General features: G+C 71.1%; 27 protein-coding genes and 1 tRNA gene. 2 read left to right on the plus strand and 26 right to left on the minus strand.

Annotated elements, in window-relative coordinates; translation table 11 throughout:
* The first annotated feature begins 117 nt into the window (after positions 1–117).
* Positions 118–495 carry an HIT domain-containing protein gene (locus tag ACFWP7_RS16790; protein WP_328973475.1) on the plus strand — a complete coding sequence of 126 codons (378 nt, stop codon included), beginning with the start codon at positions 118–120 and terminating at the stop codon, positions 493–495.
* A 7-nt stretch (positions 496–502) separates the two neighbouring features.
* Here the strand turns inward: ACFWP7_RS16790 and ACFWP7_RS16795 are convergent, their stop codons facing one another.
* The 11 genes from ACFWP7_RS16795 to ACFWP7_RS16845 all read right to left on the minus strand — a co-directional run bounded on the left by ACFWP7_RS16795 (position 503) and on the right by ACFWP7_RS16845 (position 9835).
* Positions 503–1582, minus strand: a complete 1080-nt coding sequence (locus ACFWP7_RS16795) for a glycosyltransferase (protein ID WP_384382107.1) — start codon at positions 1580–1582, stop codon at positions 503–505.
* A gap of 74 nt (positions 1583–1656) precedes the next feature.
* A tRNA-Ala gene (locus ACFWP7_RS16800) sits at positions 1657–1731 on the minus strand.
* Positions 1732–1926: 195 nt separating this feature from the next.
* Positions 1927–3597 carry an aminoacyl--tRNA ligase-related protein gene (locus ACFWP7_RS16805; RefSeq protein ID WP_384382109.1) on the minus strand — a complete coding sequence of 557 codons (1671 nt, stop codon included), beginning with the start codon at positions 3595–3597 and terminating at the stop codon, positions 1927–1929.
* Positions 3594–4700, minus strand: coding sequence for a glycosyltransferase family 4 protein (locus tag ACFWP7_RS16810; RefSeq protein ID WP_384382111.1), 1107 nt, complete (start codon positions 4698–4700; stop codon positions 3594–3596). The genes ACFWP7_RS16805 and ACFWP7_RS16810 overlap by 4 nt, the downstream gene beginning before the upstream one ends.
* Complete coding sequence (locus ACFWP7_RS16815) at positions 4697–5437, minus strand: WbqC family protein (RefSeq protein ID WP_384382112.1); 741 nt, start codon at positions 5435–5437, stop codon at positions 4697–4699. Before ACFWP7_RS16815 ends, ACFWP7_RS16810 begins: the two co-directional genes overlap by 4 nt.
* A complete protein-coding gene (locus ACFWP7_RS16820; protein ID WP_384382114.1) occupies positions 5434–6177 on the minus strand; it encodes a PIG-L deacetylase family protein in 744 nt (247 codons plus the stop codon). The genes ACFWP7_RS16815 and ACFWP7_RS16820 overlap by 4 nt, the downstream gene beginning before the upstream one ends.
* Positions 6174–6698, minus strand: coding sequence for a dCTP deaminase (gene dcd / locus ACFWP7_RS16825; protein WP_384382116.1), 525 nt, complete (start codon positions 6696–6698; stop codon positions 6174–6176). The genes ACFWP7_RS16820 and dcd overlap by 4 nt, the downstream gene beginning before the upstream one ends.
* Entirely contained in the window at positions 6695–7255 is a 561-nt protein-coding gene (locus ACFWP7_RS16830; protein ID WP_384382118.1) for a deoxycytidine deaminase, read from the minus strand. The genes dcd and ACFWP7_RS16830 overlap by 4 nt, the downstream gene beginning before the upstream one ends.
* Complete coding sequence (locus tag ACFWP7_RS16835; RefSeq protein WP_384382120.1) at positions 7252–8067, minus strand: TauD/TfdA family dioxygenase; 816 nt, start codon at positions 8065–8067, stop codon at positions 7252–7254. Before ACFWP7_RS16835 ends, ACFWP7_RS16830 begins: the two co-directional genes overlap by 4 nt.
* Complete coding sequence (locus tag ACFWP7_RS16840) at positions 8064–9242, minus strand: phosphodiesterase (RefSeq protein WP_384382122.1); 1179 nt, start codon at positions 9240–9242, stop codon at positions 8064–8066. The genes ACFWP7_RS16835 and ACFWP7_RS16840 overlap by 4 nt, the downstream gene beginning before the upstream one ends.
* On the minus strand, positions 9230–9835 hold the full coding sequence (locus ACFWP7_RS16845; RefSeq protein ID WP_384382124.1) for an rRNA adenine N-6-methyltransferase family protein: 606 nt from the start codon (positions 9833–9835) through the stop codon (positions 9230–9232). Before ACFWP7_RS16845 ends, ACFWP7_RS16840 begins: the two co-directional genes overlap by 13 nt.
* A gap of 233 nt (positions 9836–10068) precedes the next feature.
* On the opposite strand from ACFWP7_RS16845, the gene ACFWP7_RS16850 reads away from it, so the two are divergent.
* A complete protein-coding gene (locus ACFWP7_RS16850) occupies positions 10069–11391 on the plus strand; it encodes an XRE family transcriptional regulator (protein ID WP_384382126.1) in 1323 nt (440 codons plus the stop codon).
* A gap of 164 nt (positions 11392–11555) precedes the next feature.
* On the opposite strand, the gene ACFWP7_RS16855 is transcribed toward ACFWP7_RS16850, so the two are convergent.
* From ACFWP7_RS16855 to ACFWP7_RS16925, 15 genes are all read right to left on the minus strand, one after another.
* The gene (locus ACFWP7_RS16855) at positions 11556–13697 is read right to left on the minus strand and encodes a tetratricopeptide repeat protein (RefSeq protein ID WP_384382128.1); all 2142 of its coding nucleotides are present in this window, start codon (positions 13695–13697) and stop codon (positions 11556–11558) included.
* A 41-nt stretch (positions 13698–13738) separates the two neighbouring features.
* The gene (locus ACFWP7_RS16860) at positions 13739–15814 is read right to left on the minus strand and encodes a tetratricopeptide repeat protein (protein ID WP_384382130.1); all 2076 of its coding nucleotides are present in this window, start codon (positions 15812–15814) and stop codon (positions 13739–13741) included.
* On the minus strand, positions 15798–16091 hold the full coding sequence (locus ACFWP7_RS16865) for a helix-turn-helix domain-containing protein (RefSeq protein ID WP_384382132.1): 294 nt from the start codon (positions 16089–16091) through the stop codon (positions 15798–15800). The genes ACFWP7_RS16860 and ACFWP7_RS16865 overlap by 17 nt, the downstream gene beginning before the upstream one ends.
* 12 nt (positions 16092–16103) lie before the next feature.
* Positions 16104–16607: a hypothetical protein gene (locus tag ACFWP7_RS16870; protein WP_384382134.1), complete on the minus strand. Its 504-nt coding sequence runs from the start codon at positions 16605–16607 to the stop codon at positions 16104–16106.
* Entirely contained in the window at positions 16604–16801 is a 198-nt protein-coding gene (locus ACFWP7_RS16875) for a hypothetical protein (protein WP_384382136.1), read from the minus strand. The genes ACFWP7_RS16870 and ACFWP7_RS16875 overlap by 4 nt, the downstream gene beginning before the upstream one ends.
* A gap of 259 nt (positions 16802–17060) precedes the next feature.
* The gene (locus tag ACFWP7_RS16880) at positions 17061–18413 is read right to left on the minus strand and encodes an MFS transporter (protein ID WP_384382138.1); all 1353 of its coding nucleotides are present in this window, start codon (positions 18411–18413) and stop codon (positions 17061–17063) included.
* Positions 18410–18928 carry a response regulator transcription factor gene (locus tag ACFWP7_RS16885; protein ID WP_384382140.1) on the minus strand — a complete coding sequence of 173 codons (519 nt, stop codon included), beginning with the start codon at positions 18926–18928 and terminating at the stop codon, positions 18410–18412. The genes ACFWP7_RS16880 and ACFWP7_RS16885 overlap by 4 nt, the downstream gene beginning before the upstream one ends.
* A 95-nt stretch (positions 18929–19023) precedes the next feature.
* Positions 19024–20859, minus strand: coding sequence for a glycoside hydrolase family 15 protein (locus ACFWP7_RS16890; RefSeq protein WP_384382142.1), 1836 nt, complete (start codon positions 20857–20859; stop codon positions 19024–19026).
* A gap of 238 nt (positions 20860–21097) precedes the next feature.
* Positions 21098–21784 (minus strand): HAD family hydrolase, encoded by a 687-nt coding sequence (locus ACFWP7_RS16895; protein WP_384382144.1) that lies wholly within the window; start codon positions 21782–21784, stop codon positions 21098–21100.
* A gap of 5 nt (positions 21785–21789) precedes the next feature.
* A complete protein-coding gene (locus ACFWP7_RS16900) occupies positions 21790–22491 on the minus strand; it encodes a hypothetical protein (RefSeq protein ID WP_384382146.1) in 702 nt (233 codons plus the stop codon).
* Between the two features lie 105 nt (positions 22492–22596).
* Positions 22597–23031, minus strand: coding sequence for a hypothetical protein (locus ACFWP7_RS16905; RefSeq protein WP_384382148.1), 435 nt, complete (start codon positions 23029–23031; stop codon positions 22597–22599).
* Complete coding sequence (locus ACFWP7_RS16910; RefSeq protein ID WP_384382150.1) at positions 23028–24278, minus strand: cytochrome P450; 1251 nt, start codon at positions 24276–24278, stop codon at positions 23028–23030. Before ACFWP7_RS16910 ends, ACFWP7_RS16905 begins: the two co-directional genes overlap by 4 nt.
* A 14-nt stretch (positions 24279–24292) precedes the next feature.
* Positions 24293–24853, minus strand: coding sequence for an ATP/GTP-binding protein (locus tag ACFWP7_RS16915; RefSeq protein ID WP_384382152.1), 561 nt, complete (start codon positions 24851–24853; stop codon positions 24293–24295).
* Positions 24843–25232, minus strand: coding sequence for a DUF742 domain-containing protein (locus ACFWP7_RS16920; RefSeq protein WP_384382154.1), 390 nt, complete (start codon positions 25230–25232; stop codon positions 24843–24845). The genes ACFWP7_RS16915 and ACFWP7_RS16920 overlap by 11 nt, the downstream gene beginning before the upstream one ends.
* On the minus strand, positions 25229–25687 hold the full coding sequence (locus ACFWP7_RS16925) for a roadblock/LC7 domain-containing protein (protein ID WP_384382156.1): 459 nt from the start codon (positions 25685–25687) through the stop codon (positions 25229–25231). Before ACFWP7_RS16925 ends, ACFWP7_RS16920 begins: the two co-directional genes overlap by 4 nt.
* Between the last annotated feature and the right edge of the window lie 14 nt (positions 25688–25701).

Genomic DNA, 25701 nt, shown 5'->3' on the forward strand with positions numbered 1-25701 from the left:
GTGGTGGGTGTTTTGGGGGGGGGGGGGGCGGGGGGATTCGTTGTGGTGGGCGCTGCCCCGACGACATGGTGGGGCTGGCGCCCTTCCGACGTTCCTGCCCAACGAAGGTGTGCGCTTGTGACCGGTACCGCGACCGTCTCCGACTTCTACTGCCATCAGGCGCTGGCCGGCGCGGTACCCATCGAGAGGGTGAAGGAGACCGAACGGGTCCTGGCCTTTCATCACACCAACCCCTCGTACCCGGTCCACATCGTGGTGATCCCCAAGGAGCACGTCCCCTCGCTCACTGACCTCGGCAACGCTGAGGAAGGTCTGCTGAACGAGGTGGTGGCCGTGGTGCGGGAGGTGGCCGCCGGAGTGGAGAAGGAGCACGGGGCGTGCTCGGTGACGACGAACCTGGGCCTGTACCAGGAGTCGAAGCACATGCACTGGCACGTCACCTACCGGGGCGAAAGCGAGGCGGAGATCCGCGACATGTACGGCAACCACGACTGACCCTGCGCTACCGGTGCTGATCCGCCGCTTGCAGTACGAGATCAGCGACGCGCTCGGCTGCGGCTTCCGACCGGGGACGGGCGCCCTGTCCGCCGCGGGGGACGGCGGACAGGGCAGCGCAGGCCTGGACGAGTACGCCGGTGTCGGTCAGCTGCTCGTCGGCGACGACGCGGCAGCGCTCCGGGTGCTGAGCGGCGTAGGCGCGCGCGTTGTCGAGCTGGTCACCGCGGCTGACGGAGGCGGGCAGCGGAACCAGGACGGCGGGCAGTTCCAGGGCGTCGAGTTCGGCCAGGGTGGTGGCTCCCGCCCGGCCGATGACGAGGTCCGCCAGGGCCAGCGCGTGGGGCATGTCGTCGTGCAGGTACTCCAGCTGCCAGTATCCGGGCCGGTCGGCGAACTGGGGGTCGAGGTTGCCCTTGCCGACGACGTGCAGCACGCTGTACCGCTCGGACAGGGCGGCGAGTTGGGTGCGGATGGCGCTGTTGATGCGCTGCGATCCGCTGCTGCCGCAGAAGACCAGCAGTACCCGCTTGTCGGCGGGAACGCCGAGACGGTCGCGCAGCCCTTCGGGCTTGGCGTCGGAGAGGTCCGCGCGCAGCGGCAGCCCGGTCACCTGGGTCTTGCCGCGCATCCAGCGCGGCATCGGGCCGGAGGCAGGGACGCTCAGGCAGATGGTGGTAGCCAGGCGCCCCAGGATCCTGTTCGCCAGGCCGAGGGAGTGATCGCTCTCGTGGATGACGACGGGGACGCGGGCGAGGGCGGCGCCGATGCCGACAGGCACGGAGACGTACGAGCCCTTGGAGAACAGGGCGTCGGGCCGGTCGCGCCGCAGCGCCGTGAAGGCGGCGACGATGCCCCGGGCGACGGTGAACGGCATCAGCAGGTTGCTGGCGGAGCGGTGGCGGCGCAGCCCGGCCGACGGGACGTGACGGAAGGGGATGCCGGCGCGCTGGGCGTAGTCGTGCTCGATCGTGTTCTCGCGCCCGAGGAAGACCAGCTCGGCGCCGCGGTCGCGGAGCTGGCCGGCGACAGCGAGGGCCGGAACAACGTGACCGGCACTGGCGCCGCCCGTGATGGCGATTTTCATCGGACCCTTTTCTGCAATGACCGCACCGTGTTTCACCACGGGAGCGTTCTTCTGTCGCCTTGAATATGGCTAATTGGTCGGGTCGGCTGGATTCGAACCAGCTCCTCGGCAACGCTTTTGCCGTGCTCCACCGATTGAGCTACGACCCGTTTCGAGTTGCGATGGGAAGGACGCTAGACCGCCTGTCGCCTGCGGTCAACGGGTCCGTGCGGCCGAGCGAAAACATTCCGCCGCCGCACGGACCGATTGAACTGCAAGCCCGTTTCCCGATTTTTGAAATGACAATTCGAGACGTCACCGAGGCCGGTGTCGTCCTGCATTTTCGGCTGTTTACCGCAGTGGATCTATGTGGGTGTGAAAGGATTCTGGTCGGCGATTTGGCTGAGATCGGAACGGGTGGTGCGTCCGGTGGAGCGTGCGATGACTTCGATCTCGGTATCGGGGTGGTCGGGGGAGAGGACGGCCGCGTGGGGCAGGCCGAGGAGGCGTGCGTAGCGGAGCTTGTCGCCGGCGGGCAGGGGCCGGTCGTCGACGAGCACGCTCACGCGGCGCGCGGTGAGGCTGCGGGTGAGACGGTCCGCGCGGTCGCGCATGTCGGGCTGGTCGGCGCGTAGCACCACGAGGTGGACGTCGGCGGGGCCGGTGCCCGGTGCCCATCGCAGGCCGTGCCGGTCGCGGTTGAGGTCGGCGGCGGTCTGGAGGCATCGGGTGATGCCGATGCCCGAGCAGGCCATCCAGGGTGTGGCGGGGCGACCGGCGGGATCGCTGTAGCGGAGGTTCATCGGGGTGGCGTACTGCGTGCCCAGCTCGAAGACGTGGGCGACCTCGACGGCGCGCAGGAGGCTGTAGCGGCCCTGGCGGCAGGTACCGCAGCCGCTGTGTTCGGTCGCGTGGTGCAGGTCGACGCCACTGGGGTGCAGCGCGGGCAGACCGCGGGTGCCGCTCCAGCGGACGCCGGTCCGGAGCCCGGTGTCTCCGTCAGAGATGGCGAAGGTGTCCAGTTCGGCTGCGGACAAGTCGTACAGGGGCAGGACGTCGGCGGCGTCGGTGGCGTCCCAGGGGGTGAGGGTGCCGGCCTTCTTGCCGAGCAGGTCGGGAAGAAGGCCGGGGTCGATGAGGTCGACGCGGGCGGCGCCGGTGGCGGCGGCGATCTTGCGGGGGCTGACGTGGAGGTCGGATCGGATGGCGACGGTCGCGGTCTGTGTGGTGCCGTCGGGCAGGGTGAGGGTGAAGGCGATGACGTTGACGACCGGGTCCGGGCCGGGCGGCGGGGGCTGGGCGGCGACGACGGCGCCGTCGCCGCGGTTGCCGCAGTGGGTGCAGGCGACGATGGTGCCCTGTCCGCTGTCGGCGAGGACGAGGTGTTCGGTGCTGGGGCCGGAGGAGATGCTGCCGCCGTCGGCGGGCGCGGTGAAGGTACCGGTCAGGCCCATGCCGGTGAGGGCCGCGGTGCAGGCCTGGTTGAGGAAGTCGACGGACTCGCGCATGGTGTCGGGGCCGGTGTCGAAGGTGTAGGCGTCGGCCATGGTGAATTCGCGGCCGCGCATCAGCCCGCCGCGCGGGGAGAGCTCGTCGCGGAACTTGGCGGTGCTCAGTGACAGGCGGACGGGCAGGTCCCGGTGGGAGCGCAGGTGCTCGCGGACGGTGGCGGCCGCGATCTCCTCGGAGGTGGGGGCCAGGCACATCTCCTCACCGCTGGAGGAGGCCACGGTCAGCAGCGCCCCTTCGCGGCGGTAGACGTCCCAGCGCCCGGTCTGGTCCCACAGGGTGCGGCTCTGCAGTGTGGGCGGGGCGAAGGTCAGGGCGCCGCGCTGCTCGAAGGCGCGCCGGGTGATGGCGGTGAGCCGGTCGTGCACCCGCACGCCGAGCGGCAGGAGGCTGTGTACGCCGGTCGCGTCGGTGCGGGCGATGAAGCCGAGGGTGTGCAGCAGGTCGAGGGTGGAGGCGGAGGTGTCGCCGGTGCGGGGCCTGACCGGCGGCCACAGGCGGCTGGCGTACAGCGGGACGTCGTTCATCGGGCGCCTTCCATCGCGGTACGGGACAGCGCGGTGAGGTGGGCCGCGGTGTGGGCGACGTCGTAGCCGCGGGCGTTGGCGACGGCCGCCTGGTGCAGGAGCTGCCGCGTGGCTGGGCTGGCGGCCAGGTTGTCGATGAGCGAGGCGAGGGCGGCTGCGTCGCCCGGTGGGAAGCTCAGACCGCCGGTGCCGAGCGTGACGTGCAGTCCGGGAACGTCGCTGTAGAGGATGGGCAGGCCGTACGCCTGGGCTTCGACGGCGACAAGCCCGTAGGCCTCCAGCTTGCGGGTGGTGAACAGCATCGCGTCGAAGTCACCGAACCGCTTGAACAGGTCCTGCCGCGGCAGGAACGGCTCGAACGTCACACGGTCGGCGAGTCCGAGGTCGGCGGCCCGCCGGATGAGGGTCTCGAGTTCGCTGCCGCTGCCGATCACGGTGAGCTCGTGTCCCGTGGTCCGCGCCAGAGCCTCGATGGCGGTGACCGTGTCCTTGTTGGCGTCCAGGCGGCCCGCGTGCACCAGGCGCAGGTGCTTTCCCGGGCGCGGATGCGCGGTCGGTGCCGTGGGCAGCGGGACACCCCAGGGCACGACCACCAGGCGGTCGGTGTGGCGGCCGTCGGTGAGCCGGTTCACCTCGTCGGCCATGGCCGCGTTCGGGACGATGACGCGCACGCTCGCGTCGACGATCTCGTTCAGGACGGCTCGCGCCTGCCCGTGCTCGGTGGCGGCGATGACGTCGGTGCCGTGCGCGACGGACACCATCGGCGTGCGCCCGGCCGCCCGCGCGAAGGCGAGAGCGAGGCCGAACCCGAGGTGCTGGGCGTGGATCAGGTCAGGCCGGTGTTCGCTTACGAGGCCGCGGACTTCGTCGGTGAGCGCGTCGGCGTACGCGTCGAAGCCGGGCCCGTACGGTGCTTTCTGCGCGGCCAGTTCGGCGGTGTCGGTGAAGCCGTGCTGCCAGGTTCCGCTGCCGGGCAGGTGCGCGAACACCGTGCGGTAGCCGTGGCCGGTCAGGCGGGTGTAGACGTCGCTGCACCAGATGGTCGAGCCGCACGAGGGCTCCAGGGGCAGGTCGATGCCGGTGAGGATCAGCGGGCGCGTCATGCGGTCGCCTCCTTCGGGGCGTGCTGCTGGAGGTAGGCGGCAAGGCCGGTGCGCAGGAGCGCCGTGGTGCCCGCCCAGCCCAGAGCGCTGACGGTGTCGATGACGGACAGGTTGGACGCGAAGCCCTGCCGGCCCCATGCCTGGACGTAGGCCGGGTGGCGGTCGGCGTACTCGTTCCACCGCACGCTGACGCCGTGCTCGGCCAGGGCCGTGGTGTCGAGGTAGGTGCGGGTGCCGGAGCCCGCCCACAGGATCTCGGCGCCGGTGGCCGCGCAGATGGCGGCCAGACGCCGGGTGCGGTCTTCATCGTCGATGTGCAGCTCGGAGGTGAGTTGCAGGCGCGCGGGCGCGCCGAGAGCGGTCCGGATCTGTGTGAGCAGGTCAAGGTTCAGGTCGGCCAGCCAGGTGTGCCCGGCGCCGAGGACGGGCCGCAGGACGTGCAGCGCCTCGTCGATGTGCGGGGCGCGGGCGTAGGCCAGGCGGATCGTGCGCAGCATGCTGTCGGCGTCGAAGCCGGAGGCGATGGGGGTGTCGCGGATCAGCCGACCGGGGGCGCGGGTGACCGGGACGGTCAGCCAGCGCACGCCGTCGGCGGTCTTGATCCGGTTGCGGTTCTGGTAGCCGCCGTCGGTGTAGGGGACGTCGTCGTAGAGGGCAACGGTGTCGCAGGCGAAGAGGGCTTCGCAGAACCCGAGCCAGGGCGCGAAGGGCGGCTGCTCGATGTAGGTCACGGTCACGGCCGTTCCTCCTGGGGGAAGAGAGTGAGCACGGAGGTCTCGAAGGACTCGTAGGCGCGTCCCGCGGCAGCGGCCGCGGGGCGCAGGTGCCATCCGGCCTGGGCGGCGCGGTGGTGGGTGTAGTCCTTGCCGAGGTACCAGCGCCCGGCCTGGGTGCGGTGTGCGGCCAGGGCGGTGACCTTGGCGTCGAGGTGCTCGGTGATGTCGACGAGGACGGCGGGGGTGAAGGCGGAGCGGGGGGCGTGGGGTTCGCCGTGCAGCACGGTGTGGCAGGTGGCCACGCGGGTGGCGGCGTTCGCGGCGGCGCCGGCCAGGGCGCGGTGGTCCTGGTGGTCGGTGTCGGCGTTCAGGCTGTGGGTGATGAGCAGCGTGCAGCCCAGGCGCGTCAGTTCGGCCTCCACGGTGGAGATCAGGTGCCGGTCGGCCACCAGGGCGCCGTCGGGCAGGCCGAGGAAGGTGAGCTGGATGCCGGTGGAGTGCCAGGCCGCGCGGACCTCCTCGGCCCGGTCGTCCGTGCCGAGCCGGCGCCCGTCGGCGGCGTCGGCCAGGGAGACGCCGTTTGCGCCGTGGGTGACCACGACCACCGTCACGGTGGCCCCGGCCGCCACAGCCCGGCGCAGCGTGCCGTAGCACAGCAGTTCGGCGTCGTCGGGGTGGGCGACCAGCGCCACCACCCGCTCCGCCTGCCCGGCGGGCCCAGGACCGTTCGGCTCGCCGCTGAGGGCGGCGGTGCTGTTCACCGGGCCTCGAAGTCGAGGTGGGCCTTGGAGGGCTGCGGGCCGCGGCTGCCCTGGTACTTGCCGTCGTACAGCACGCGCTCGCCGGTCGCCTCCCAGAAGGTGACCTGTCCGATCAGCATGCCCGGGTAGATGCGCACCGGCTGGACGGCGTGCAGTTGCAGGGTGAGCTGGCCGAAGGAGCCGAGGTCGATCAGGTCGGCGGTGACGTGGACGAACAGGCCCAGGCGGGCGATGGAGGAACGGGCCCGGATGATGGGGACGAAGAGGTCGCTGCCGATCCGCTCCCGGGTGGCGGCCAGGTAGATGCGGTGCGGCTGGAGCTCGAACCCGCTGGTGGGGATGGGGTGTTGCTCGAAGGGGTTGTCGCGGGCGCAGTCCAGGACGTGGCCGGTGTAGGAGCCGATGGTCTCGCCGAGGTGGAAGTCGTAGGAGTTGGGCTGGGCGTGGCTCGCGTCGAAGGGTTCGATGCGGATGTGGCCGTCCTTGACGCGGGACGTGATCTCGGGGCCGGTGAGGATCATGCGGTCACCTCCTGGAGGAGAGGGGCGGATGTGGCGCCGTGGCCGGCGACCGCGCGGGGGGACCAGGCGGCGGGAACGCTGAGGGTGCCGTAGTGCCCGTGGTAGGGGGCACGGCTCCCGGACGGCTGCCAGAAGGAGACCTGGCCCACGCGCATGCCCGGATAGATCCGCAGGGGCTGGACGACGGTGATCTCCAGGGTCCAGCGGTGCACGGCGCCGAGCTGGCCGAGGTCGGCGGAGATCTGCAGGAAGCAGCCGAGCCGGCCGAGGGAGGAGCGGCCGATCAGGCTGGTGACGAAGTCCGCGCTGCCGATCGTCTCGACGGTGGTGCCCAGGTAGACGGTGCCCGGCTGGAGCACGAAGCCGTCGGCGGTCAGGTTGATGGTGCGCGTGCGGGCGGGCACGGTGGGGTCGGCCGGCCGGCTGACGAGCTCTTCGAGCTGGGCTCCCAGGCGGTAGTTGTAGCTGTTGGGGTTGAGCAGGCGCGGCTCGAACGGGTCGATGGTGATCGTCCCGCTGGTGACGGCCTCGCGGATGGCGGGTCCGGTGAGGATCATCGTGCTCCTCCGGTCGGTTGGGGGCGGTGGCCGTAGGCCTGCTTCAGCAGTCGGCGCTGGCCGGGCGGCAGTTCGCTCTGGCCGGGGCCCAGCGGCATGCGGCCGTGGGCGTAGCGCCACTGGTCGAAGACGAGGAGCTGACCGGGCTGCAGTCGTACGCTGGTCCGCCGGGCCTCGGCGGCGGCCACGAGACGATCGAACGCGGTCGCGACCTGCTCGGGGGTGTCGCTGTCCACCAGTTCGCCGCGCTCAAGGTGGGGGAGCATCTTGGAGGTGAACCGGATCGGCTCGCTGCCGTCGAGATGCTCGGGCAGGACGGGGAAGCGGGCCAGGCCCTTGCCGACGCCGTTCACCCCGTGGTCGGTGAAGTAGGAGAAGACCGGCCGCCGCAGCAGGTCACGGTGGGCCTGGTCGAGGTCCCCGGCAGCGGCGTGAAGGTCGGACAGGGCAGAGGCGCCGCCGCCGGCCGGGTCCGCGCGCACGCAGTACAGGGCGATCAGGCGCGGTGTTCGGTCACGGTCGACGAGGTCGACATGCAAGCGGTTCTCGCCCACGCCGTGGGTGCGTCCGGGGTCCACGTCATCGCGGACCGACAGTTCGTCCCAGCAGCCCCGGTCCGGGTAGAGGGCCAGGACCGTGCCCAGGGTGGACAGCAGGCTCAGCGCGAGGTCCAGATTGTGGTCGTGCTCCTGGGATTCGAAGGTGACGAGCGCGCGGCCCGCGCCGGGACCGTCGAAGGCGTACGCGAAGGCATCCGGTGCGATCGGGCCGCAGGTCAGCTCGCGGGCGTTCAGATTCAGCAGGTCGGTCATGACGTCTCCAGGCAGGCGGCGAGGGCGCCGTGCAGCGTGCACGGCTGGGCAGGAGGCCGGGCGGGCAGTCCGAGGCGCTCGGCGAGGTAGGCGGTGGTGGCGACGCGTCCCGGCTCCTCGCTTGCCGGGGCGGGAGCGACGGTGAGGTCCTCGCCCAGTTCCCGAGCCCGCGCGGCAAGGGCACGCGGCCGGTGGGTGCCGTCGAGCACCACCAGGTCGCTGTCGAAGGGCGCACAGGCCCACAACGCCGCCCGGGTCACCTCGCACGGCAGTCCCCCGCGCAGCGTGTAGGTGTTGAGGATGAAGGCGTCGACGCCCGTCCCAAGCAGCGCGCGGGCCGCCAGGAGGCGGGCGATGTCCTCCCGCTCGGGCAGGGGGGCCGCGAGCCGGCCCACGGGATGCGCCCCCCACGCCGCGAAAGCTGCGAGTTCGGCGTCGATACCGGGCAGCGCCTGCGCCGGGCTACTCGTGGTGGGGCTGTCGTGGCGCACGCTGACCCGATCGTCGACGCCCAGGCCGAGGTGGAGCAGGCCGGCGCCCTGCGCAGCCGGCTTGACCACGTGCCGGTTCTGCTTCGTCCAGTGCGTCCATGGCGAGTGGCAGTGCGAGGCGATCACCGTGGTGAGGGGCCACCTGGACTCCTGGTCGGCGACATCGGCGAGGAAGCCGCTGTGGCTCACCCCCACCACCACATCAGCCCCCGCCGACCGCAGGGCATCGGCCTCGGCGCCGATCAGCGTGGCCGTCGGGGCCCGATAGGTGAACCCTGCGCGCTCGGCCGGAGGAATCGCCTCGTACGCCTGCTCGCCCAGATAACCGACGATCCCGACCCGAAGTGACGCCCCGTGCAGCACCAGCCCGGCCGTCCACCGGCCGGCGAAGGTGCTCGGCGGAGAAACGTTGGCGCAGACGACCGGAGGGAACGTCTCGGGATGGCGCAGTCGCATCAGGTCGGGCAGGTCGTGGTTGCCGGGGACGACCGCGTCGTACAGCTCGGCCAGGAGCCTCTCCTCCACGCGGCCGGCGGAGTAGGTGTGGAAGGCGCTGCCGGAGAAGAAGTCTCCGGTGTCGATGGTGAGGGCCCCGGCCTTCCGTGCGGTGCGCAGCGCCGACAGGGCGCGGTGGCCGTCGGGCAGCGAAGAGTGGAAGCAGCCCGTGGCGATCAGCTCCTGCATGTCGACCGCCGGCTGATTGCGAGGACCCGCAGCACCGTGGGCGCAGGCGGCCAGAAGGAGGACCGGGCGATGCCGTCTACCTCTTCGACGACCAAGTCCGTGCATTTGGTCAGTAGTTGGGCGCTGGCGCTGGGTACGACCACGAGCCCGTACTCCACGCGGGGGCAGGTGAACACATGCCGGATCAGGTCGGCGGACAGCTCGGGGTCGAACGGCATGATGGACACCAGCGCGCTGCCGAGATCCAGTCCGTCGTCCAGGTCGACGCGGCGTACGTCGTCAAAGGTGACACGGGCCCGAGCCCCGAACGGGGCAAGCCGCTCCGTCAGGTGGTCTCGCAGACGCTCGTCCTTCTCTACAGCCCAGATGCGGTGTCCGGCGGTCGCGATCGCGGACGAGAGCGTGCCCAGCCCCGCTCCGACCTCAAGCACGTGCGCTCCCGCCGGAATGCCCGCTCGCTCCAGCAGCGCGTGAGCCGCATCCGGGGTCCGCAGGAAGTGCTGCCCGAGATCTCCACGGGTCTGGAAACCGAGAGCGGCGTAACGGTCGGCCACGCCGACGACTTCGTCCACCGTCAAGGGTTGCTTGATCACTGAGGAAGTCCTTTCGCAAGGCACCTGCTCGGCGTCGAGGGACGCAGCCGGGTGCGCACAGGGGCACCGCGCAGACGGAACCGGGGTGATGCGCTGCAGCGCTTGAAAGTTCGCTGGGGTGATCGAGTGTCGGCCAACTGTGCGTACCCCCACAGGGTTTGGCGGGAGTCTCGCGGGAGTCTTGCCGCCTGCGGCAGTACGCTCAGGCCGTGCCTGCCTGATTGGATTTCGTCGTGGACGAGGACGAGCGCACACCCCACCCGCTGGCCGCGCTGCGAATCGCGCTGGGATTCACCCGCGTTGAGTTCGCCGAAGCCGTGCACGGCGCTGCCCGTCGTCGCGGGCTTCGCTCCGGCGTCGACAAAGCCCGGGTGCGTAAGTGGGAGGTCAATGGAGTACGGCCCGACGCCGTCTCCCAGACCTACATCGCGGAGGTCCTGGGCATCCCGGCCGGTGACGTCGACCCTGCCGCCTGGCCGGCCTGGCTTCCTCGTATCGACAGGGGTGTCGTACCGCTCGGCCACGCCAACTCCGTGCCCGCTCTGCGAGAGGCCCTGCACACCATGGACCGTCGAACCCTCCTCAGCGCCATCCCCGGATCCGCACTGATCGTCCTGGCCGGAAGCTGGGCCGGAACCGAACCCACGGCTCTCGCCGCCGGGCCCCCACGGCCCGGAGCCGAGGTGGGCGAGGATGTCGTGGCCCTGCTGGAGGAGACGAGCGCCCGCCTCAACGCGCTGGCCACCGAGCAACGCCAGCACATCGCGCCCCTCTACGACGCACACCTCGCTCGCGTCACCGACCTGATCGACGAGCAGCGCTACTCCCGCCCCGTGGGAGCGCGCCTGCACAAGCTCGCCGCCAGCCTCTCCCAGACGGTCGCCTGGATCCGCTTCGACCATGGCCAGCACGGCGCCGCAAGCAGGTACTGGATCGCTGGGCTGCACAACGCTCACGCCGGGGACGACCGGGACATGGGCGCGGCTCTTCTCAGCGATCTCGCCTACCAGGCTTCTTGGCGGGACGATCCCACCACCGCCGCCGGCATCCTCACCAAGGCCCTCCGCCGCACTACCCACCCCGCAGCCAGTTCCCTGCTGCACCTGCGGCTGGCACGCGCCCAAGCCGCGCTCGGCGAACGCCGCGCCACCCAGCACTCGCTGAACGCGGCCGAACGACTGCTCGACGCCGGAGACAACGGCGACATCCCCGCCTGGTGCTCGTGGATGTCGCAAGCCGACCTCGCGGTCGACTCGGGCCGCTGTCTGCTCGACCTCGGCGACACCGCCCAGGCGCACCGGCTCATCGCCGAAGGCCAAGCCCTCCTGCCGGCCAGTCGCGACAAGACCCGTGGCATCTTCCTCGCCTACCGGGCGCAAGGCCACCTCAGCCGTCGCGAACCCGAAGCAGCAGCTGCCGACGCCCTCGAAGCGTTCCACCTGGCAGAACGAATCGGAGCACCACGGTGCGTTCAACTCGTCCGCGATCTGGCCCCCGCCTTCACCCCGTACCAGACTGCGGAAGGCGTGCCTGAGCTCCTGCACGCCGTCGCATAACTCGGGCACGAACGGCACGTTGATACCGACGCTGCCATACCCTCGTCCAGCTTCCCCTCCGCTGGTGACCGAGCTGGAGTGCGGCTGTACGCCCATGATCTTCCTTCGTGAGCTGCGAACGTGGCGACCCCCGCCACCGGAAGGACTCGGACAGGCAGGGCGGGTCATGAAACGGCGGGGAGCTGCCGACGGACGCGGTCGGCGTCGCGCGGGTTAACCGACATGTAGATCTCAAGCGACCGCTCGAACGCGGCGCGGGCTTGGGCACTCTGGCCGGACTCCTGCAGGGTGCGGCCGAGGAGTTCGAGACTGCGGGCCGTCCACCGCGGGGAGCGGGCTGCGGTGCACTCGGCGACGGCCTGTTGTCCCTCGCGCTCGGCGGTGTCGTGGTCGCCGGCCAGGGCGTGCGCGCGCCCGAGCCAGGCCAGGGCTCGGGCCGCGTCGAAGGCGTCCTGGACGCCGAGGAGCGTCGTGCGCGCCGTGGTGAGCCGGGTGATCGCTCCGGCAGCGTCACCGAGACCGATGGCGACCTGGCCGAGGGCGGTGTCGCTCAGGGCGACAGCGCGGGCGTATGTGCGTTGTTCGTGCGGGTCGGTGGCCTCGGCGCCGAGAGCGTGGCGTAGCGCGCGGCCCTGCTCAAGCGGGACTCGGGCGGCGTCCATGCGGTCGGCGGCCAGGTAGGTGGCGCCGATCTCGTGCAGGGACTGGGCCTCGCCGCGCCGGTCGCCGTCGGCACGGGCGAGCTGCAGTACCTGCTCGAACCGCTCGACGGCGGCCTCGACCTTGTTGTCCCCGCGCAGGCCGACCCCCCAGGTGTTCAGCATCTCCTGCTCGGCGAGCCGGTCGCCGCACTCGCGCGCAGCCGCGAGGCCGAGTTCGTGCGCATCGAACCAGAGGGTGTGGTCGTGGACCAGGCGGAGGTAGGCCCACAGCGCGTGGACCAGCTGCCAGCAGGTTCGGGGAAGACCGGCCGCCGCCGCGGCGCGGACTGCGGGCAGCAGGTTGTCGCTCTGGGCGTGGAGCCACGCGGCCGCTCCGTCCTTACTGGTGAACGGGGCGGGGCCGTCCGGCTCGAATCGGTAGTCGCGGGCCAGGCGGCGGTGGGTGTCCGTCAGCAGGTACTCGGCCGCGGTGATGGTGGCCAGGTAGAAGTCGAGACCGCGGCGGGTCTGTTCGTCGAGTTCGCCGTCCGTGGCCTCGGTCACCGCACGGTGCCGGGCGTACGCGCGGACCTCGTCGTGGAAGCTGTACACCGCGCCCCTGGCCGCGTCCTCGCGTGCCGTAATCAGGAGTCCTGCGCCGGCGAGTGCGGCCAGCTCGTCCTCAGCCTCCTGCGGGGTGAGGCCGCAGACGGCGGCGGTTACGCCGGCGTCCAGGTCGTAGGGGAAGAGGTGGCCCAGGCTGCGGAAGACGCGGGCGGTAGGGCGGGGCAGGCCCCAGTAGGCCTCGTTCAGGGAGCTGTTCATGGCGACTCCGAAGGGGGTGAGGCCGTGAGGTGAGGCGAGGACCTGCTGGCGCCTGTGGGTCAGTGCGGTGGCCAGCTCGGCCAGAGAGCGGTCGGGGTGGGAGGCCAGTACGGTCCCGGCCAGGGCGAGGGAGAGAGGAAGTCCGACGGCCAGGGAGGCGATGGCGTGCGCGGCCCGCCGGTCGCCGGCGACGCGTTGCTCGCCGGCCACGGCCGCCAGGTACTCCTGGGCGGCGGCGGGGGAGAAGGGCTGAAGGTGGTGGTGGCGGGCTCCGTCGCGGCCGAGATCGGTGAGCGGCGTCCGGCTGGTGACCACGAGCAGGTGTTCGCGTCCGCCGGGCAGCAGGGCTCGTACCTGATCGGCATGGACGGCGTTGTCCACGAGCATCGCGATCGGCCGGCGGGAGCGCTCGGCCGTCACCGACCGCCACCACGCGGCACGTTCCTCCACCCCGGAGGGCAGGCCACCGCCGTACAGGGAGCGCAGCAGCTGGCCTAGGGCTTCGTCGAGCCGAGCCGGGCCCGCCTGGTCGTGCCCGCGCAGGTCGACGTAGAGCTGTCCGCCGGGGTATTCGTCGCGGAGTTCGTCCAGGAGGCGCTGGGCCAGGGTGCTCTTGCCGACTCCGGGCGGCCCGTGGACGGCCACCACGCGGACGTACGGCGACCTGCTGCGGATCCAAGCGGTGAGGTTTTCCAGGTCCTCGGTGCGGTCCGTGAAGGAGGCGGGCACCGGTCTGACCTGCCACGGGGTGGGCGGGCCGAAGGGCGTCTGGTGGAAGTGGACGCCGCCGCTGATGCTGCCTGCCTGGATCGTCGGTCCGTGAACGGTGGCGTCGCGCATGGTGTTGCTTGTCTGTGATCCCGGCACGGGGGATGCGGCCGTCATCGGTCGCCCTCCAGTCGGCGCAGCCGTTCCGCCTCTTCCGGCCGGATCACCTCGACGAGTTCCGCGGCCTGCCGGAAGCAGTCCCGGGCGGCGTGCTCGCTCCCGCGTATCCGGTAGGCACCGCCGAGCATCTCCAGCGTGCGGGCCTGCCAGCGGGTGCTGTTCGCCGCGGCGAATACCGTCAGCGCGTTCTGCAGCTCGGTGACGCCGATTTCGAGATCATCGAGCAGGACCCGGGTGTGGCCCTGCAGCGCGAGCGCGCGAGCCGCGTCGTAGGAGTCGCCGATGCCCGCGAGGACGCTGTGCGCGATGGCGAACCGCTCAAGAGCCTCGGACGACTCGCCGCGGGTGAGGGAGATTTCGCCCAGCAGGACCGTCGCCAGGGCAACGCCGCGCCGGTAGCCGCAGGACGTCCACAAGGCCACCGCCTGGGTGAGGTACGGCTCGGCCTGCGCGGGGCGCCCGCCCTCGTGGTGGCAGGCGCCGATCCCGAGAAGCGCCTGCCCCTCGTCACGCACGTCGCCTTCGGCCTGTGCTGCCTGCCGGGCCTGGCCGTACCAGGTGAGCGACTCCTTCAGGCGGCCGGCCGAGCTTAAGCCGATTGCTCCGGAGAGCAGCATCTGGCGTACGGCGGCGGCATTTCCGGTACGACCCGCGGCGGCGACTCCGACTTCGTGCGCCTGGATCCACAGGGCGTAGGGGTGGCGGCGCAGGAAGAGGGGCCAGAAGGCATCCACGAGCATCCACGTGAGCTCGTCCGCGCCGCTGGCCACGGCCGCCTCCAGCACGGCCGGGAGGTCGGACTCACGCTCCTCCAGCCAGGTCATCGCGCCGCGGCTGTCGCTGAAGACAGGCGGGGCATCTGCCCCGGCGGGCAGATGGCTCCGCAGCGTGGCCTGGGAAGGAGTCAGCAGACGCTGTGCCTGGGTGGCGATCGCGAGCACCCACTCACACAGCCGCCCGACCAGCCTCTGCCGCTCCTCCAGCCCGTCGTGCCGCTCGGCGAGACCGAGGGCGTGCTCGTGTACGGCCGCGCCCATCCGGTAGAGCGGCCCAGGGCCCACATAGGACGTGCCCGGGGTCAGCAGCTGCTCATCGGCGAGGACCTCCAGCAGCCGCTCGGCGTCGTCCCGCTCCAGACGGCAGGCGGCGCCCACCATGTCCGCATCGACGGCGCCGACCGGCAGGAGGGCCAGCGACCGGTACACGTACTGCGCGGCCGCCCCCAAGGAGGCGTAGGTCTCGGTCAGTCCAGCGGAGATGGCCATGCGTACGGGGTCCTCACGACGAGGGTGGACAAGGGCGCCGGCCGCCGCGCCGAGACTGCGGCCGGGCCGGAACTTCAGCCGGGCACCGGCCAGGACGAGCGGAAGGGGCAGGTGCGCGCACCGGTCCGCGAGGAGGGAGGCGGCCTCGGGCTCGGCCGCGATCCGCTCCTCGCCGGTGAAACGCGCCAGCAGCGCGATCGAGGAACGCGGGTCGAGAGGGCCGAGCGAGAGAGCCGCCGCACCGTCCACCGCCAGCTCCCACAACAACCGGCGGCTGGTGACGACGGTCATGCTGGACGTTCCGGCGGGCAGGAGCGGCGGCACCTGATCGGCGTCGCTCACGTTGTCGAGCAGGACCGAGACCGGACGGGCGGCCGTGACCGAGCGCCACAAGGCGCTCAGCTCCCGCAACCCCGCCGGCGGACGGTCGATCCCGAAGGAGCGAAGCCACGGCTGCAGCACGTCTTCGGGCCGGGCCGGGCCAGCCAGTCCGCTCAGCTCGGCGTACAGCTCCGGCCGTGCCGCGTCGGTGGTGGAGGAGAGCCACCGCGTGGCGAGGGCGCTCTTGCCGACCCCTACAAGTCCGGTGATCACCACCAGACTGCTGCCGGCGCGGCGTGCCTCGTCCAGGGTGCTGATCTCCTCTGTGCGATTCACGAAGTGCGGTGTGAGGCGCGGCAGTTGGTGCGGTGTGGGCAGCTGCTGCGGAGCCGCGTGATGGTGGAGGCCGCCGTGGACGTCGCGGGCCTGGACGACGAGGCCGGACAGCCAGGCACTCCCGCTGATCTCATTCGACGTCGTCACGGTGCTCCTCCGTGCCGGACGGCTTCTGGTAGCCGCGGCTGCGCATGGTGACCTTGGCGTCCTTGAGGATGCGGTGGATGCTGCCGTAGGAACGTCCGGTCTTCTCGCAGATGGCCCGGATCGCCAAGGGCTCGGGCTCGGAGTACAGCGAGACGACGTAGGCGCCGAAGCGTTCCGCGCGCTCGCCGGTGAGGCGCTGGCCGGGCTTCACCGACGGCGCCTTCCCGCTTGCGGCGGGAGCGGCGTCAGACGCGCAGGAGTTCGTGGATTTCGACATGACGTGTCCTGTTCAGATTCGGGTTTCGTCGAGGGCGAGGTCGAGGAAGCCGCCTGCGGCCTGCAGACGGTGAAGTTCCTGTTCGTACACGGAGTCGCAGGAGGAGATGTCGACCTGTGAGGCGGCGACCAGACCGTGGATGTCACCTCGGCGCAGCGCCGCGTAGGCACGGCCCAAGGCGAAACGGGCCCCCGGGTCGCTCTGCCACTCGTCATCGACGTAGGTCTCGGCGACTTCGAAGCCCGCCCGCCCGGCGTGGGCGAGCGCTATCGCGCGCCGGTCGGCGGCGCTGCTGTTGTCCCTGACCAGGACGTACAGGGCGACTCGCGGCGGGCCGGAGATGCCCGTGGTGAGCGAGCGCAGGATGCGCAGGCGCAGGACGCTCAGCCAGCGTGAGCGCTCCACCGCCGAAACGGGGCGCCTCTCGCGGGCCGCGGCTACCGGCGTCGGCGCGGAGCGGCGATCGAGCAGGAGCGACTCATCGACGCTGGTGGCGCTTTCCAGGAGTTGGCTCATGCCGGCTCTCCCGCCATCGGGTGCGGGCGCAGGGCGGCCGGTCCGTCGGGGACTCGGATGGTCCCGTCGTCCCGGAAGGCGGCGGCCGGGTGCTCCACGCCGTACTGCCCAGCGCCCTGGAGGCGGACGAGTACGGCGTACTCCGCGATGGTGAGCAGCCGGAGATGGGTGGCCGCCAGGAGCTGGCGGGACATCGCGAGGAGTCGCCCGGTGCGAGCGTCTGCCCGCGGGGCCGGGGGTTCGCCGGAGAGATCGGCATGGCCGGTCGGGCGGTCAGGCGTCCGCGGGCTGCCGTTCAGATCGGTGAAGCGCCGCGATCGGGCAGAGCGCAACGGTGGGAGCAATGCCTTCACGGGGCATCCCTTCGGGGCGGGAACGCAGGGAGGAGATGGGCTTCGGCGAGGGCTTTGCCCTCGTCGCAGGAGGGAGGAGACGGCTTCGCGCCGACCGCGATCAGTGGACACGGCGCTCGCCTTCCTTCAGCGGTCGCTCGGTGGGGGCGGGCAGCGCCGTGGCGTGGACGGGCATGACCTTCAGATGTCGGACCGGGGAGATCCACAGCAGGGCTACCGGGGCGAGGAGCAGCACCATGCCGGTCAGTAGCGCGGCCCACACGCCGAGCACGGCGGCGACGGCGCCCGCCGTCACGGTTGCCAGAAGGCGGGCCCCGGCGACCAGCCACACGGAGGTCTGCTGGACCCGGGACTGCAGGTGAGGCGGGCAGAGCTGCTGGCGGATCGACCTTTGTGTGGACGCGGCCGCCGTGACCGCTACCGCCTGAACGACGCTGGCGGACACCAGAGCGGTCAGCCACCCGGGGCCCGAGCGGGCAAGAAGGAGCGGTATTCCGCACATCGGGTACGCGGCGAAGCCGACGAGCAGGACCGCACCGGGTCCTATCCGGTCCGCCAGCCGGCGGGCGACCAGGGCGCCCCCGAGGCTGCCGACCCCGACGGCGCCCAGCACCAGTCCGAGACCGGCACTGCCGTAGTGGAGTTCGGTCAGCAGGTAGTAGGCGAAGTAGGTCGTAACGACCCCCTCGGCGAACGCGTGGTAGGCCATCGTCAGGACCAGGGGCCGCTGGAGCGGATCGCGCAGGACGTGCGCGATGCCCTCACGGATCGACGTGATCACCCCGGGGCGCGGCCCGGCCGGATGCCGTGCACCGCGGACGGTGGAGATGCGCGAGGCGCACCAAGCGCTGATCAGGTAGGACGCCGAGTCCAGGAGCAGGCAGCGGGCGGCGCCGAGCAGGCTGACGGCGGCGGTCCCGCCGTAGGTGCCGGTGGATCCCGCGACCGCGAAGGCCGCCATCACCCGTGCGTTGGCCTCGGGCACGAGGTGCGGTTCCACCAACTCCGGCACGATGGCGATCGCCGCGGCCTGGTGCAGCACGGTGAGCGCCCCCAGCAGGAGGGCCACGCAGTACAGGACCGGCATGGAGAGCGCTCCGGCGGCCCAGCAGGCGGGGACCACCGCGACCACCGCGGCCGACGTCAGGTCGGTGCCCACCATCAGCCGCTTCTTGGAGCAGCGGTCGCCCGCCACCCCGGCGGGCAGGGCGAGGAGGAACCCGGGTGCCATCACGGCGGAGGCGAGGGCGGAGACCTGGCCCGGAGTGGCGTCGAGTTCCATCGCCGCGATTACGGGGAGGGCGACGGCGGAGACCGACGAGCCGGCCAGGGCCGTGGCCTCGCCCAGCTGGTACGCCTGGAAGCTGCGGTGGCCGCGCAGTGAGGGCGCCGGTGCCGAGGTAGCGGCGACGAGCGCTCCGGCGTGTGCCGGCCGAGGGGGCGGAGTGCTCACCGCGCCTCCCGGTCGGGGCCCCACAGAAGCCCTTCGCGGGCGGCGTATGCAACTGCCTCGGCCCGCCGTTCTACGCCCAGCCGCCCGAAGATGCTCGTGAGCGTGTACCGGACATGCTCGTCTCCCCGACGGAGGCGCCGAGCGATGCCTGCACGGGTGAGACCCTCCGCCACGAGGGTCAGGACGGCGACCTCCGGCGGCTTCAAGAGGACGCCGGGCCGACCGAGCGCCTGCCGCCGCACCGGCGCGGCCGCGGCGGTCCGAATGCGGCTGCCTACACCGCTGGGAAGGCGGTGTCCGCCGTCAGCCACCAGGACCTTCACGCCTGTGAGGAGGTCCGGATCATCGCGTAGCTCGGCGGATCGCACCACCGCCGCCACGCCGTACGGCGCGACAGCGACGATGTCGTGCGCGGTGACGCGGCCGGCCACCAGCACGACCGCGATGTCGGGGTGATGCGCGTAGTGGGACTTCAGGTCGTCATGGAAGGCGCGGTCGACGCGGTCGGTGGTCAAGACCGTGACGTCCTTGTGGGCAACGGCGCTGTGGCCAACGGGATCCGTGGCGGGCGCGGTCGCTGTGGGTAAGCCCTCGGCAGTGGCGTTCAGGCTCATCGGGACGCACCCGCGAGGAGCGATGCCCGCTGTTCACCGAGTTCCAGTTCGAGGGCTCCCTCCACGATTCCCTTGTGGCTGAAGCCCTGGGGGAAGTTCCCGAGCTGGCGCTTCAGGTTCGGATCCCACTCCTCGGCCAGCAGCCCGACGTCGTTGCTCAGGTCGAGTAGGCGCTCGAACAGGGTCCGCGCGTCGTCGTGGCGACCGATCATCGCGAGGTCCTTGACCATCCAGAACGCGCAGACGAGGAACGCACCCTCATCTCCCGGCAGCCCGTCCACACCGGGGTCGTCGCCGTTGGTCGGGTAGCGCAGGAGGAAGCCGTCAGGGGTGGAGAGCTCCCTCTGGACGGCCTCGATCGTGCCGATGACCCGCTTGTCGTCCGCCGGCAGGAAGTCCACCTGGGGGATGAGTAGCAGTGCGGCGTCGAGTTCGTGACTGCCGTAGTACTGGGTGAAGGTGTTGCGTTCGGCGTCGTATCCGTTGGTGCAGATGTCCAGGTGGATCGTGTCGCGGAGCTGCCTCCACTGCTCGACGGGGCCGTCGGCGTGGCCGCTCTCGACGAGTTTGACGGCCCGGTCGACTGCGACCCAGGCCATCACCTTTGAGTGCACGAAGTGCTGGTTCGGGCCGCGTACTTCCCAGATGCCCGCGTCAGGTTCACCCCAGTGCATCTCGACTGACTGCACGAGCTCGAGCAGCAGGGTGTTGCTGGTCTCGTCACGTTCGAGACCGCATTGAGCGGCCAGGTGAAGGGTTCCGATGACTTCGCCGTACACGTCGAGCTGGCGCTGGCCGGCGGCTCCGTTGCCGATGCGGACCGGGCCCGACTTCTCGTAGCCGACGAGCCAGTCCAGCGTGGTCTCCGGCATCTCGCGTTCCCCGGCGATGCCGTACATGATCTGCAGGTTCTCCGGGTCGCCGGCGACCGCGCGCAGCAGCCACTTCCGCCAGGCACGGGCTTCGTCGAGGTAGCCGGCCCGCAAGAAGCTCGACAGGATTTTTGCGGCGTCCCTGAGCCAGACGTAGCGGTAGTCCCAGTTACGGACGCCGCCGATCTCCTCCGGCAGCGAGGTGGTCGCTGCTGCGGCGATCCCCCCGGTCAGCGGATTCGTCAGCGCCTTCAGGGTGATCAGCGAGCGGATGACCGCGGCCCGGTAGCGGCCGTTGTAGGTGCACCGCGAGACCCAGTCCGCCCAGAATTTCTCGGTGTCCTCGAAGGCCTGGTCGACATCCAGCCTGCCCGGCGGGCCCTTGTACGAGGGCTGCCAGCTCAGGGTGAACGTGACGCGCTCGCCCTCGGCGAGCGAGATGCGGGAGCGCGTGGTCAGCGACTCGCCGTGGGTCTCCGCCTCGGTGTCGAGCCATACCGAGTCAGGGCCTGCAACCGCGGAGATGCGGTTGTCGTCGGTCTTCTGAACCCAGGGCACCACCCGGCCGTAGTCGAAGCGCAAGGACAGGGCGACGTCGACGGTGACGGTTCCGGTGACGGCTTCGGCAACCCGGACCACGCGCGGGCTGTCGTCGTCGTCCGTGCGCGGCGGCATGAAGTCCGTGACCCGCAGCGTGCCGGTCGGGGTGTCCCACTCTGACTCCATGATCAGCGAGTCCCCGCGGTAGGAACGGCGGTCGGCCGCAGGGCTCGGGCCGACTCCGAACACCGACGGGCCGATACGCCAGTAGCCGTTGTCCGGGGTGCCGAGAAGTCCGGCGATCACGGCCTCCGAGTCGAGCCGGGGCAGGCACAACCAGTCGATCGTCCCGTCGCGGCCGACGAGTGCGGCCGTCTGGAGATCACCGATTAGTGCGTAGTCCTCGATACGCCCAGCCATGGAAGTCCGTTCTGGTCAGTGGTCCGCGGGGGACCGTGGTGGTTGTCGGGGCGTGCGGCTCGACGCCCGCGGGACGCGGGCGCCGGGTGGTGCGGTGAGGCCGGCGCAGCAAAGGGCAGGCGGCCCCGACCTCAGCGCGGATTACGGCGGGGGATGCAGCTGTGCGGCGGTGATGATCACCGCGATGGCGATCACGAAGGTGGCCAGCCGGGCGATGTCCTTGCCTCGCACAGCTGATTCACCCGCCCAGGAGCGACAGGGGAGAGGTGCGAGCCGGACGGGGCGGGTTGCCGAGCAGCCAGGCGGCCGCCTGCACCACGTCCTGCGCAACGTGAATGGGTTCAGGGTCGAGGTCATGACGTGTGCGCCCGTCGGCGATCCACACGGTGCGCAGTCCCGCACGCTGTCCACCGCCGATGTCGGCGACGAGACAGTCGCCGGTCATCACGCCGTGGGCGGGGTCATCGACACCCAGCTCGTCCAACGCGATCTGAAACAGGACCTCGCCCGGTTTCCGAACGCCGTACTCGCCGGAGATCACGACCGAGCCGAAGTAGCAGGTCAGGCGGGCGACTTCGAGCTTGCGGCTCTGCGTGTCGGGGGCCCCGTTTGTGACGACGCCCAGTTCCCAGCCGTCGTCGGCGAGTTGTTGCATGGCGGCGCAGACCTCGGGACGGTAGGGCACGAGCTCGGCCGAGCGACGCCGGTAGTCGGCGTGCAGCGACGCGATGGATCGCCGGAGCCCGAATGCGGTCTTGATCTCCGCGAAGAACGCGTGACGGGCGCCGGCATGGCACGTCTCGGCTCGCATCAGCTCGGGCACTGGGATGCCGGTGGAAGCGCAGAACTCCTCCGCCCACCGGGCGAATGCCGCTGCGTGGTCGGTGAGGGTGCTGTCCAGGTCGAAGAGTGCTGCTTTGCGCATCTTCATCACCCCCACACCGGGCGGGGACCCGGCAGCACGGCCCCGGCCGGTCCGGGCGCGGGGAAGTCAGACGCTGTAAGGGTGGTTTCGTCGAGTTCGGCGTTGATCAGCTCGCGCATCAGCTGGCGGGCGACCAGCCGGTGCAGGGCGTCATCCCCGAAGCGGACGACCTGGTTGGGCAACGGGGGCTCGGTGGGCGAGTACAGGGTGCCGCGCACGCCAATGACCGGGGCTTCGCGGACGCGCAGAGCAATGAACCCGCGTTGGAGTTCCCGGCACGCGCGCAGCGCGCGCCGGGCGCACGGGACGCAGACCGCAGGCGTGGCAGTCGTGATGCTGTTGGAGAGAGTCAGGAGCGCCTGGGCGTTCTCATCGGCGTGCAGGAGCCAGAGCGTTCCGCGTTCGTCCCGGTCCGGTTCGCCCTTGTGGACTCCGCACATCGGCCGACCGTCCATCACCTCGCACTGGCGCCCCGGGTGGTGCGCGGCCCAGTCCAATGAGCCGGTCGGTGTCCCGCCCCAGCGTTCCCACAGCAGGCCGTCGACATCCCGGTCCTCGGGCCGTTCGTCGGCGAAGTAGACGTGCCCGTTCTTGTCGAACAGGACGGTGACGTCGCACGCGAACTCGCCCTCGAACGGTGCGATGTAGAGAGGGCTGCGTCGTTCGGTGGCCAGGTCTGGAGGTGAGGGAGCGCTGGGGGGTTGCACGGGAATCTCCTGGTCAGACTGTGAGGATCTGCTCGGCGTGTTCGGCGCTGCCCAAGGCGGTGTCCGTCGGTGACTCGGTACGGCGGGCCGCGGTCACGCCCGGGATCACCGGGTGGCGGTGGCGAGGCGGGTCTGGTCGGCGGCGAGGGCCGTGACGACGGGGTGGACCAGCAGAGGCCGGCTGAGAGGGCTGCCGTCCCGGCTCACCCACCCGAAGGCGCAGTCCTGCCCATCCTGTTGGGCCCCGAGCGGAGGGAGCGTGACGCTCGCGCCCGCCTTGAGGTAGGTCGTGCCCGGCGGCCACGCGGGATCGTCGGACTCCTCGGGAAGGAAAATCCCCCACTGACCGGCGTGCGCGAAGACCCAGCCCAGGGGAGCAGCCCGCGCCGGTCTCCCCGCGAGGGCACCCCTCACAAGTCGGCCGAGCGGCGCCGGCATGAACAGGACCTCCCACCCGGGCCCGACATGCTGCAACCGGTCAGGCTCGGCGGTGCGGGGCGGCGGCCCGGGAGTGATGCGCGGCAGGGTCGCAAGGGTCATGTCACTGCTCCCTGCTGGCTGGTCTCCGGCGTACTGGCCTCGGAGGAGGTCGTACGGGGGGCGAGCTCGACGGCGAGCGGCGCGCTGCTGAAGCCGCGCAGGAGATTGTTGAGGACGCGGACCGGCTCGCCGTCGGGGGTGAGGTGGGAGCAGCGGGCGGCCAGGGCACGCAGGACGGCGCGGGCCTGGAGCTCGGCAAGTGGGATCCCGGCGCACAGGTGAGGGCCGCCGCCGAAGGCGAGGTGCAGACCGTTGCGGGGGCGCCGGATGTCGTAGTCGGAGGCTTCGTCTCCCCAGTGGCGGGGGTCGCGGCCAGCCGATCCGTACAGCAGCCACACCTGCTCGCCCTCAGTCAGGTGGACGCCGCCGACGTCGGCGGCCTTCGTCACCATGCGGCCGAACCCCTGTATGGGGGCTTCGAGTCTCAGGGCCTCGTGGAAGGCGGGTGTGGCCCAGCGGATGGGGTCGCGGCGGAGGATCTGCCACTGCTCGGGGTGCCGGGCGAGCTGGACGAGGCAGTCGGCGAGGCCGAGGACGGTGGTGTCGATGGCCGCGGCCGTGTACGCCGAGGCGAGGGGCACCGCCTCGCCCTCTTCGATCTGTCCGGCGTCGACGGCCTCGAAGATCGCCCCCATCCATGACTCTGCGGGCACGCTTTCGCGGATCAGCTTCTCGTGGAGTATCTGGACCATGCGGGACGCCAGCGGCAGCGCCTGCTGGTAGCGGTCGCCATGCGGGCCGAAGACGTCGAAGGTGGCGGCGGCGCCGTCGAGCAGGACCTCGCGGTCCGCGTCGGGCAGGCCCATCAGCTCCATCACGGTGTCGCAGACCATGTGCCGGGCAAGGGCAACGGCGTCGAACCGGCCGGTCTCCGTGTACTCGTCCACCAGGCGCTCGGCGCGGGCGGTGATGCGGCCGGCCAAGGCCTTCATCGCGCGAGGAGCGAGCTGCTTGGACAGCACCCGGCGGAGCTTGGCGTGAGCAGCGCCGTCCGAGGCGAGGACCGTGCCGGCGAGAATCTCCTGGTTGGCCAGGGCGGTGAGGGCTATCCCGCCCTCGGAACCGAAGACGTCCGGCGTCTTGAGGATCGCGGAGAGGTCGGCGTGGCGGGGTATGGCCCACACGCCGTACTCCTCCAGGTGCACGGCCGCGCCGGCGCTCCGCAGGGTGCCGTACGCGGGGTAGGGGTCGGCCAGGAGCTCGTCGGTGAAGAGGGGGAGGGAGCTGGAGGGAGCGAAGGCGGGCATGAAAGTCCTCCGGGTCAGGCGGTCACGGGCTGGTTGAGCCGGTATTTGAGGAGCGTGATCAGCGCGAGGGTGCTGGAGCCGGACTCGCGGGCGTCCAACTGGAGAAGGGGGACGAGCGGCGGCAGCTCCATGGCGGCGCGCAGGTCGCCCTCGCTGTAGGCGGGAGCGCCGTCGAAGGCGTTGACCGCCACGATGTACGGCACGCCGCGGACATCGAAGAAGTCGATGCTGGCGAAGCTGTCACCGAGCCGCCGTGTGTCGGCCAGGACGATGGCGCCGACGGCGCCGCGGACCATGTCGTCCCACATGTACCAAAACCGGTCCTGCCCGGGTGTTCCGAACAGGTACAGGGTGATGCCGTCGACGGTGCGTCGGCCGAAGTCGAAGGCAACGGTGGTGGTGGTCTTCCTCTCGACTCCCTCGGTGCGGTCTATCCCCGCGCTCGCCTCGGTGATGACGGCCTCGGTGTTCAGCGGCTCGATCTCGCTGACCGCACCGACGAACGTGGTCTTGCCGACCCCGAAGCCGCCGGCAACGACAACTTTGACGACTTCCGGAGCAGGTTCAGTTGGCACCCCGTGTCCCCCTGGTTTCTTCTTCGTATTGGGCCTGCAGGCTGGCGCGTACGCGCTCCATGAGGCGGTGAGTGACGTTGTCGTTGCGCGACATGTCCACCGGGGCGCGGGCGGTCACCGACTGGTGCTGCTGGAGATCGGAGACCAGGACGGTGATGACCCCGACGGGCAGCCGCAGGAGTCCGGCGAGTTCCGACACGGCCCTGGGCTCGGAGCACAGCTCCAGGACGTGCTGATGCTGCTCGCTCAGCAGCCGCCCTTCGCGGCGTGTGTGCGCGGTGATCTGGGTGTCGATGCTCAGCGTGGCGTCGGGGGCCTGGGTGCGGCCGCCGGTTGCGGCGTACGGCCGCGTCCGGCGGCCGCCCGAGGCCGCCGTCACAGGATCGTCTCGTTGTGCTCGCCGGTTGCCAGCTCCCGGCGCTCGACGTCCAGCATCCCGCCGAGCTGGGCGGCCAGATCGGTCAACTCGAATCCGAGCTGTCCGAGCGTGGCTTCCTTCGACGCGTGCACGGCGATGACGCTGTGCACGCCGGCGCGACTGGCGACGCACCAGCCGTTCTCCATCTCCACCACCGTGCGCAGCATCTGGCCGCCGCGGATGTAGTCGGCCTGCCGTTGGGCGAGGATGGCCATGCCGCTGGCCATGGCGGCCAGGTGCTCTCCCAGCTCCTTCCGGACTGCCTCAGCGGACTTGTCCTTGGAGGGGTCGGCGGCCACGTTCGTCCAGCCGCTCATGTAGCGGAAGATGCCGTCCTCCGTCACGACGACCGCTCCGAGCACGTGAGCGATCTTGCCGACGCGCTGGTCGAGGAGGTTTTGGATCTCGGGGTTCATGGGTGTCTTCTCGT

The organism is Streptomyces sp. NPDC058470, assembly GCF_042721055.1.
GTDB lineage: Bacteria > Actinomycetota > Actinomycetes > Streptomycetales > Streptomycetaceae > Streptomyces.

Bases quoted from the DNA above. Each gene is read 5' to 3' on its own strand.
- ACFWP7_RS16910 (WP_384382150.1), bottom strand. From the start codon at position 24,278: ATGCCCGCCTTCGCTCCCTCCAGCTCCCTCCCCCTCTTCACCGACGAG.
- ACFWP7_RS16840 (WP_384382122.1), bottom strand. From the start codon at position 9,242: ATGCAGGAGCTGATCGCCACGGGCTGCTTCCACTCTTCGCTGCCCGAC.
- ACFWP7_RS16835 (WP_384382120.1), bottom strand. From the start codon at position 8,067: ATGACCGACCTGCTGAATCTGAACGCCCGCGAGCTGACCTGCGGCCCG.
- ACFWP7_RS16810 (WP_384382111.1), bottom strand. From the start codon at position 4,700: ATGACGCGCCCGCTGATCCTCACCGGCATCGACCTGCCCCTGGAGCCC.
- ACFWP7_RS16890 (WP_384382142.1), bottom strand. From the start codon at position 20,859: ATGGCTGGGCGTATCGAGGACTACGCACTAATCGGTGATCTCCAGACG.
- ACFWP7_RS16830 (WP_384382118.1), bottom strand. From the start codon at position 7,255: ATGATCCTCACCGGACCCGCCATCCGCGAGGCCGTCACCAGCGGGACG.
- ACFWP7_RS16865 (WP_384382132.1), bottom strand. From the start codon at position 16,091: ATGTCGAAATCCACGAACTCCTGCGCGTCTGACGCCGCTCCCGCCGCA.
- ACFWP7_RS16925 (WP_384382156.1), bottom strand. From the start codon at position 25,687: ATGAACCCCGAGATCCAAAACCTCCTCGACCAGCGCGTCGGCAAGATC.
- ACFWP7_RS16855 (WP_384382128.1), bottom strand. From the start codon at position 13,697: ATGCGCGACGCCACCGTTCACGGACCGACGATCCAGGCAGGCAGCATC.
- ACFWP7_RS16870 (WP_384382134.1), bottom strand. From the start codon at position 16,607: ATGAGCCAACTCCTGGAAAGCGCCACCAGCGTCGATGAGTCGCTCCTG.
- ACFWP7_RS16905 (WP_384382148.1), bottom strand. From the start codon at position 23,031: ATGACCCTTGCGACCCTGCCGCGCATCACTCCCGGGCCGCCGCCCCGC.
- dcd (WP_384382116.1), bottom strand. From the start codon at position 6,698: ATGATCCTCACCGGCCCCGAGATCACGTCCCGCGTCAAGGACGGCCAC.
- ACFWP7_RS16795 (WP_384382107.1), bottom strand. From the start codon at position 1,582: ATGAAAATCGCCATCACGGGCGGCGCCAGTGCCGGTCACGTTGTTCCG.
- ACFWP7_RS16875 (WP_384382136.1), bottom strand. From the start codon at position 16,801: ATGTCCCGCCAGCTCCTGGCGGCCACCCATCTCCGGCTGCTCACCATC.
- ACFWP7_RS16805 (WP_384382109.1), bottom strand. From the start codon at position 3,597: ATGAACGACGTCCCGCTGTACGCCAGCCGCCTGTGGCCGCCGGTCAGG.
- ACFWP7_RS16895 (WP_384382144.1), bottom strand. From the start codon at position 21,784: ATGCGCAAAGCAGCACTCTTCGACCTGGACAGCACCCTCACCGACCAC.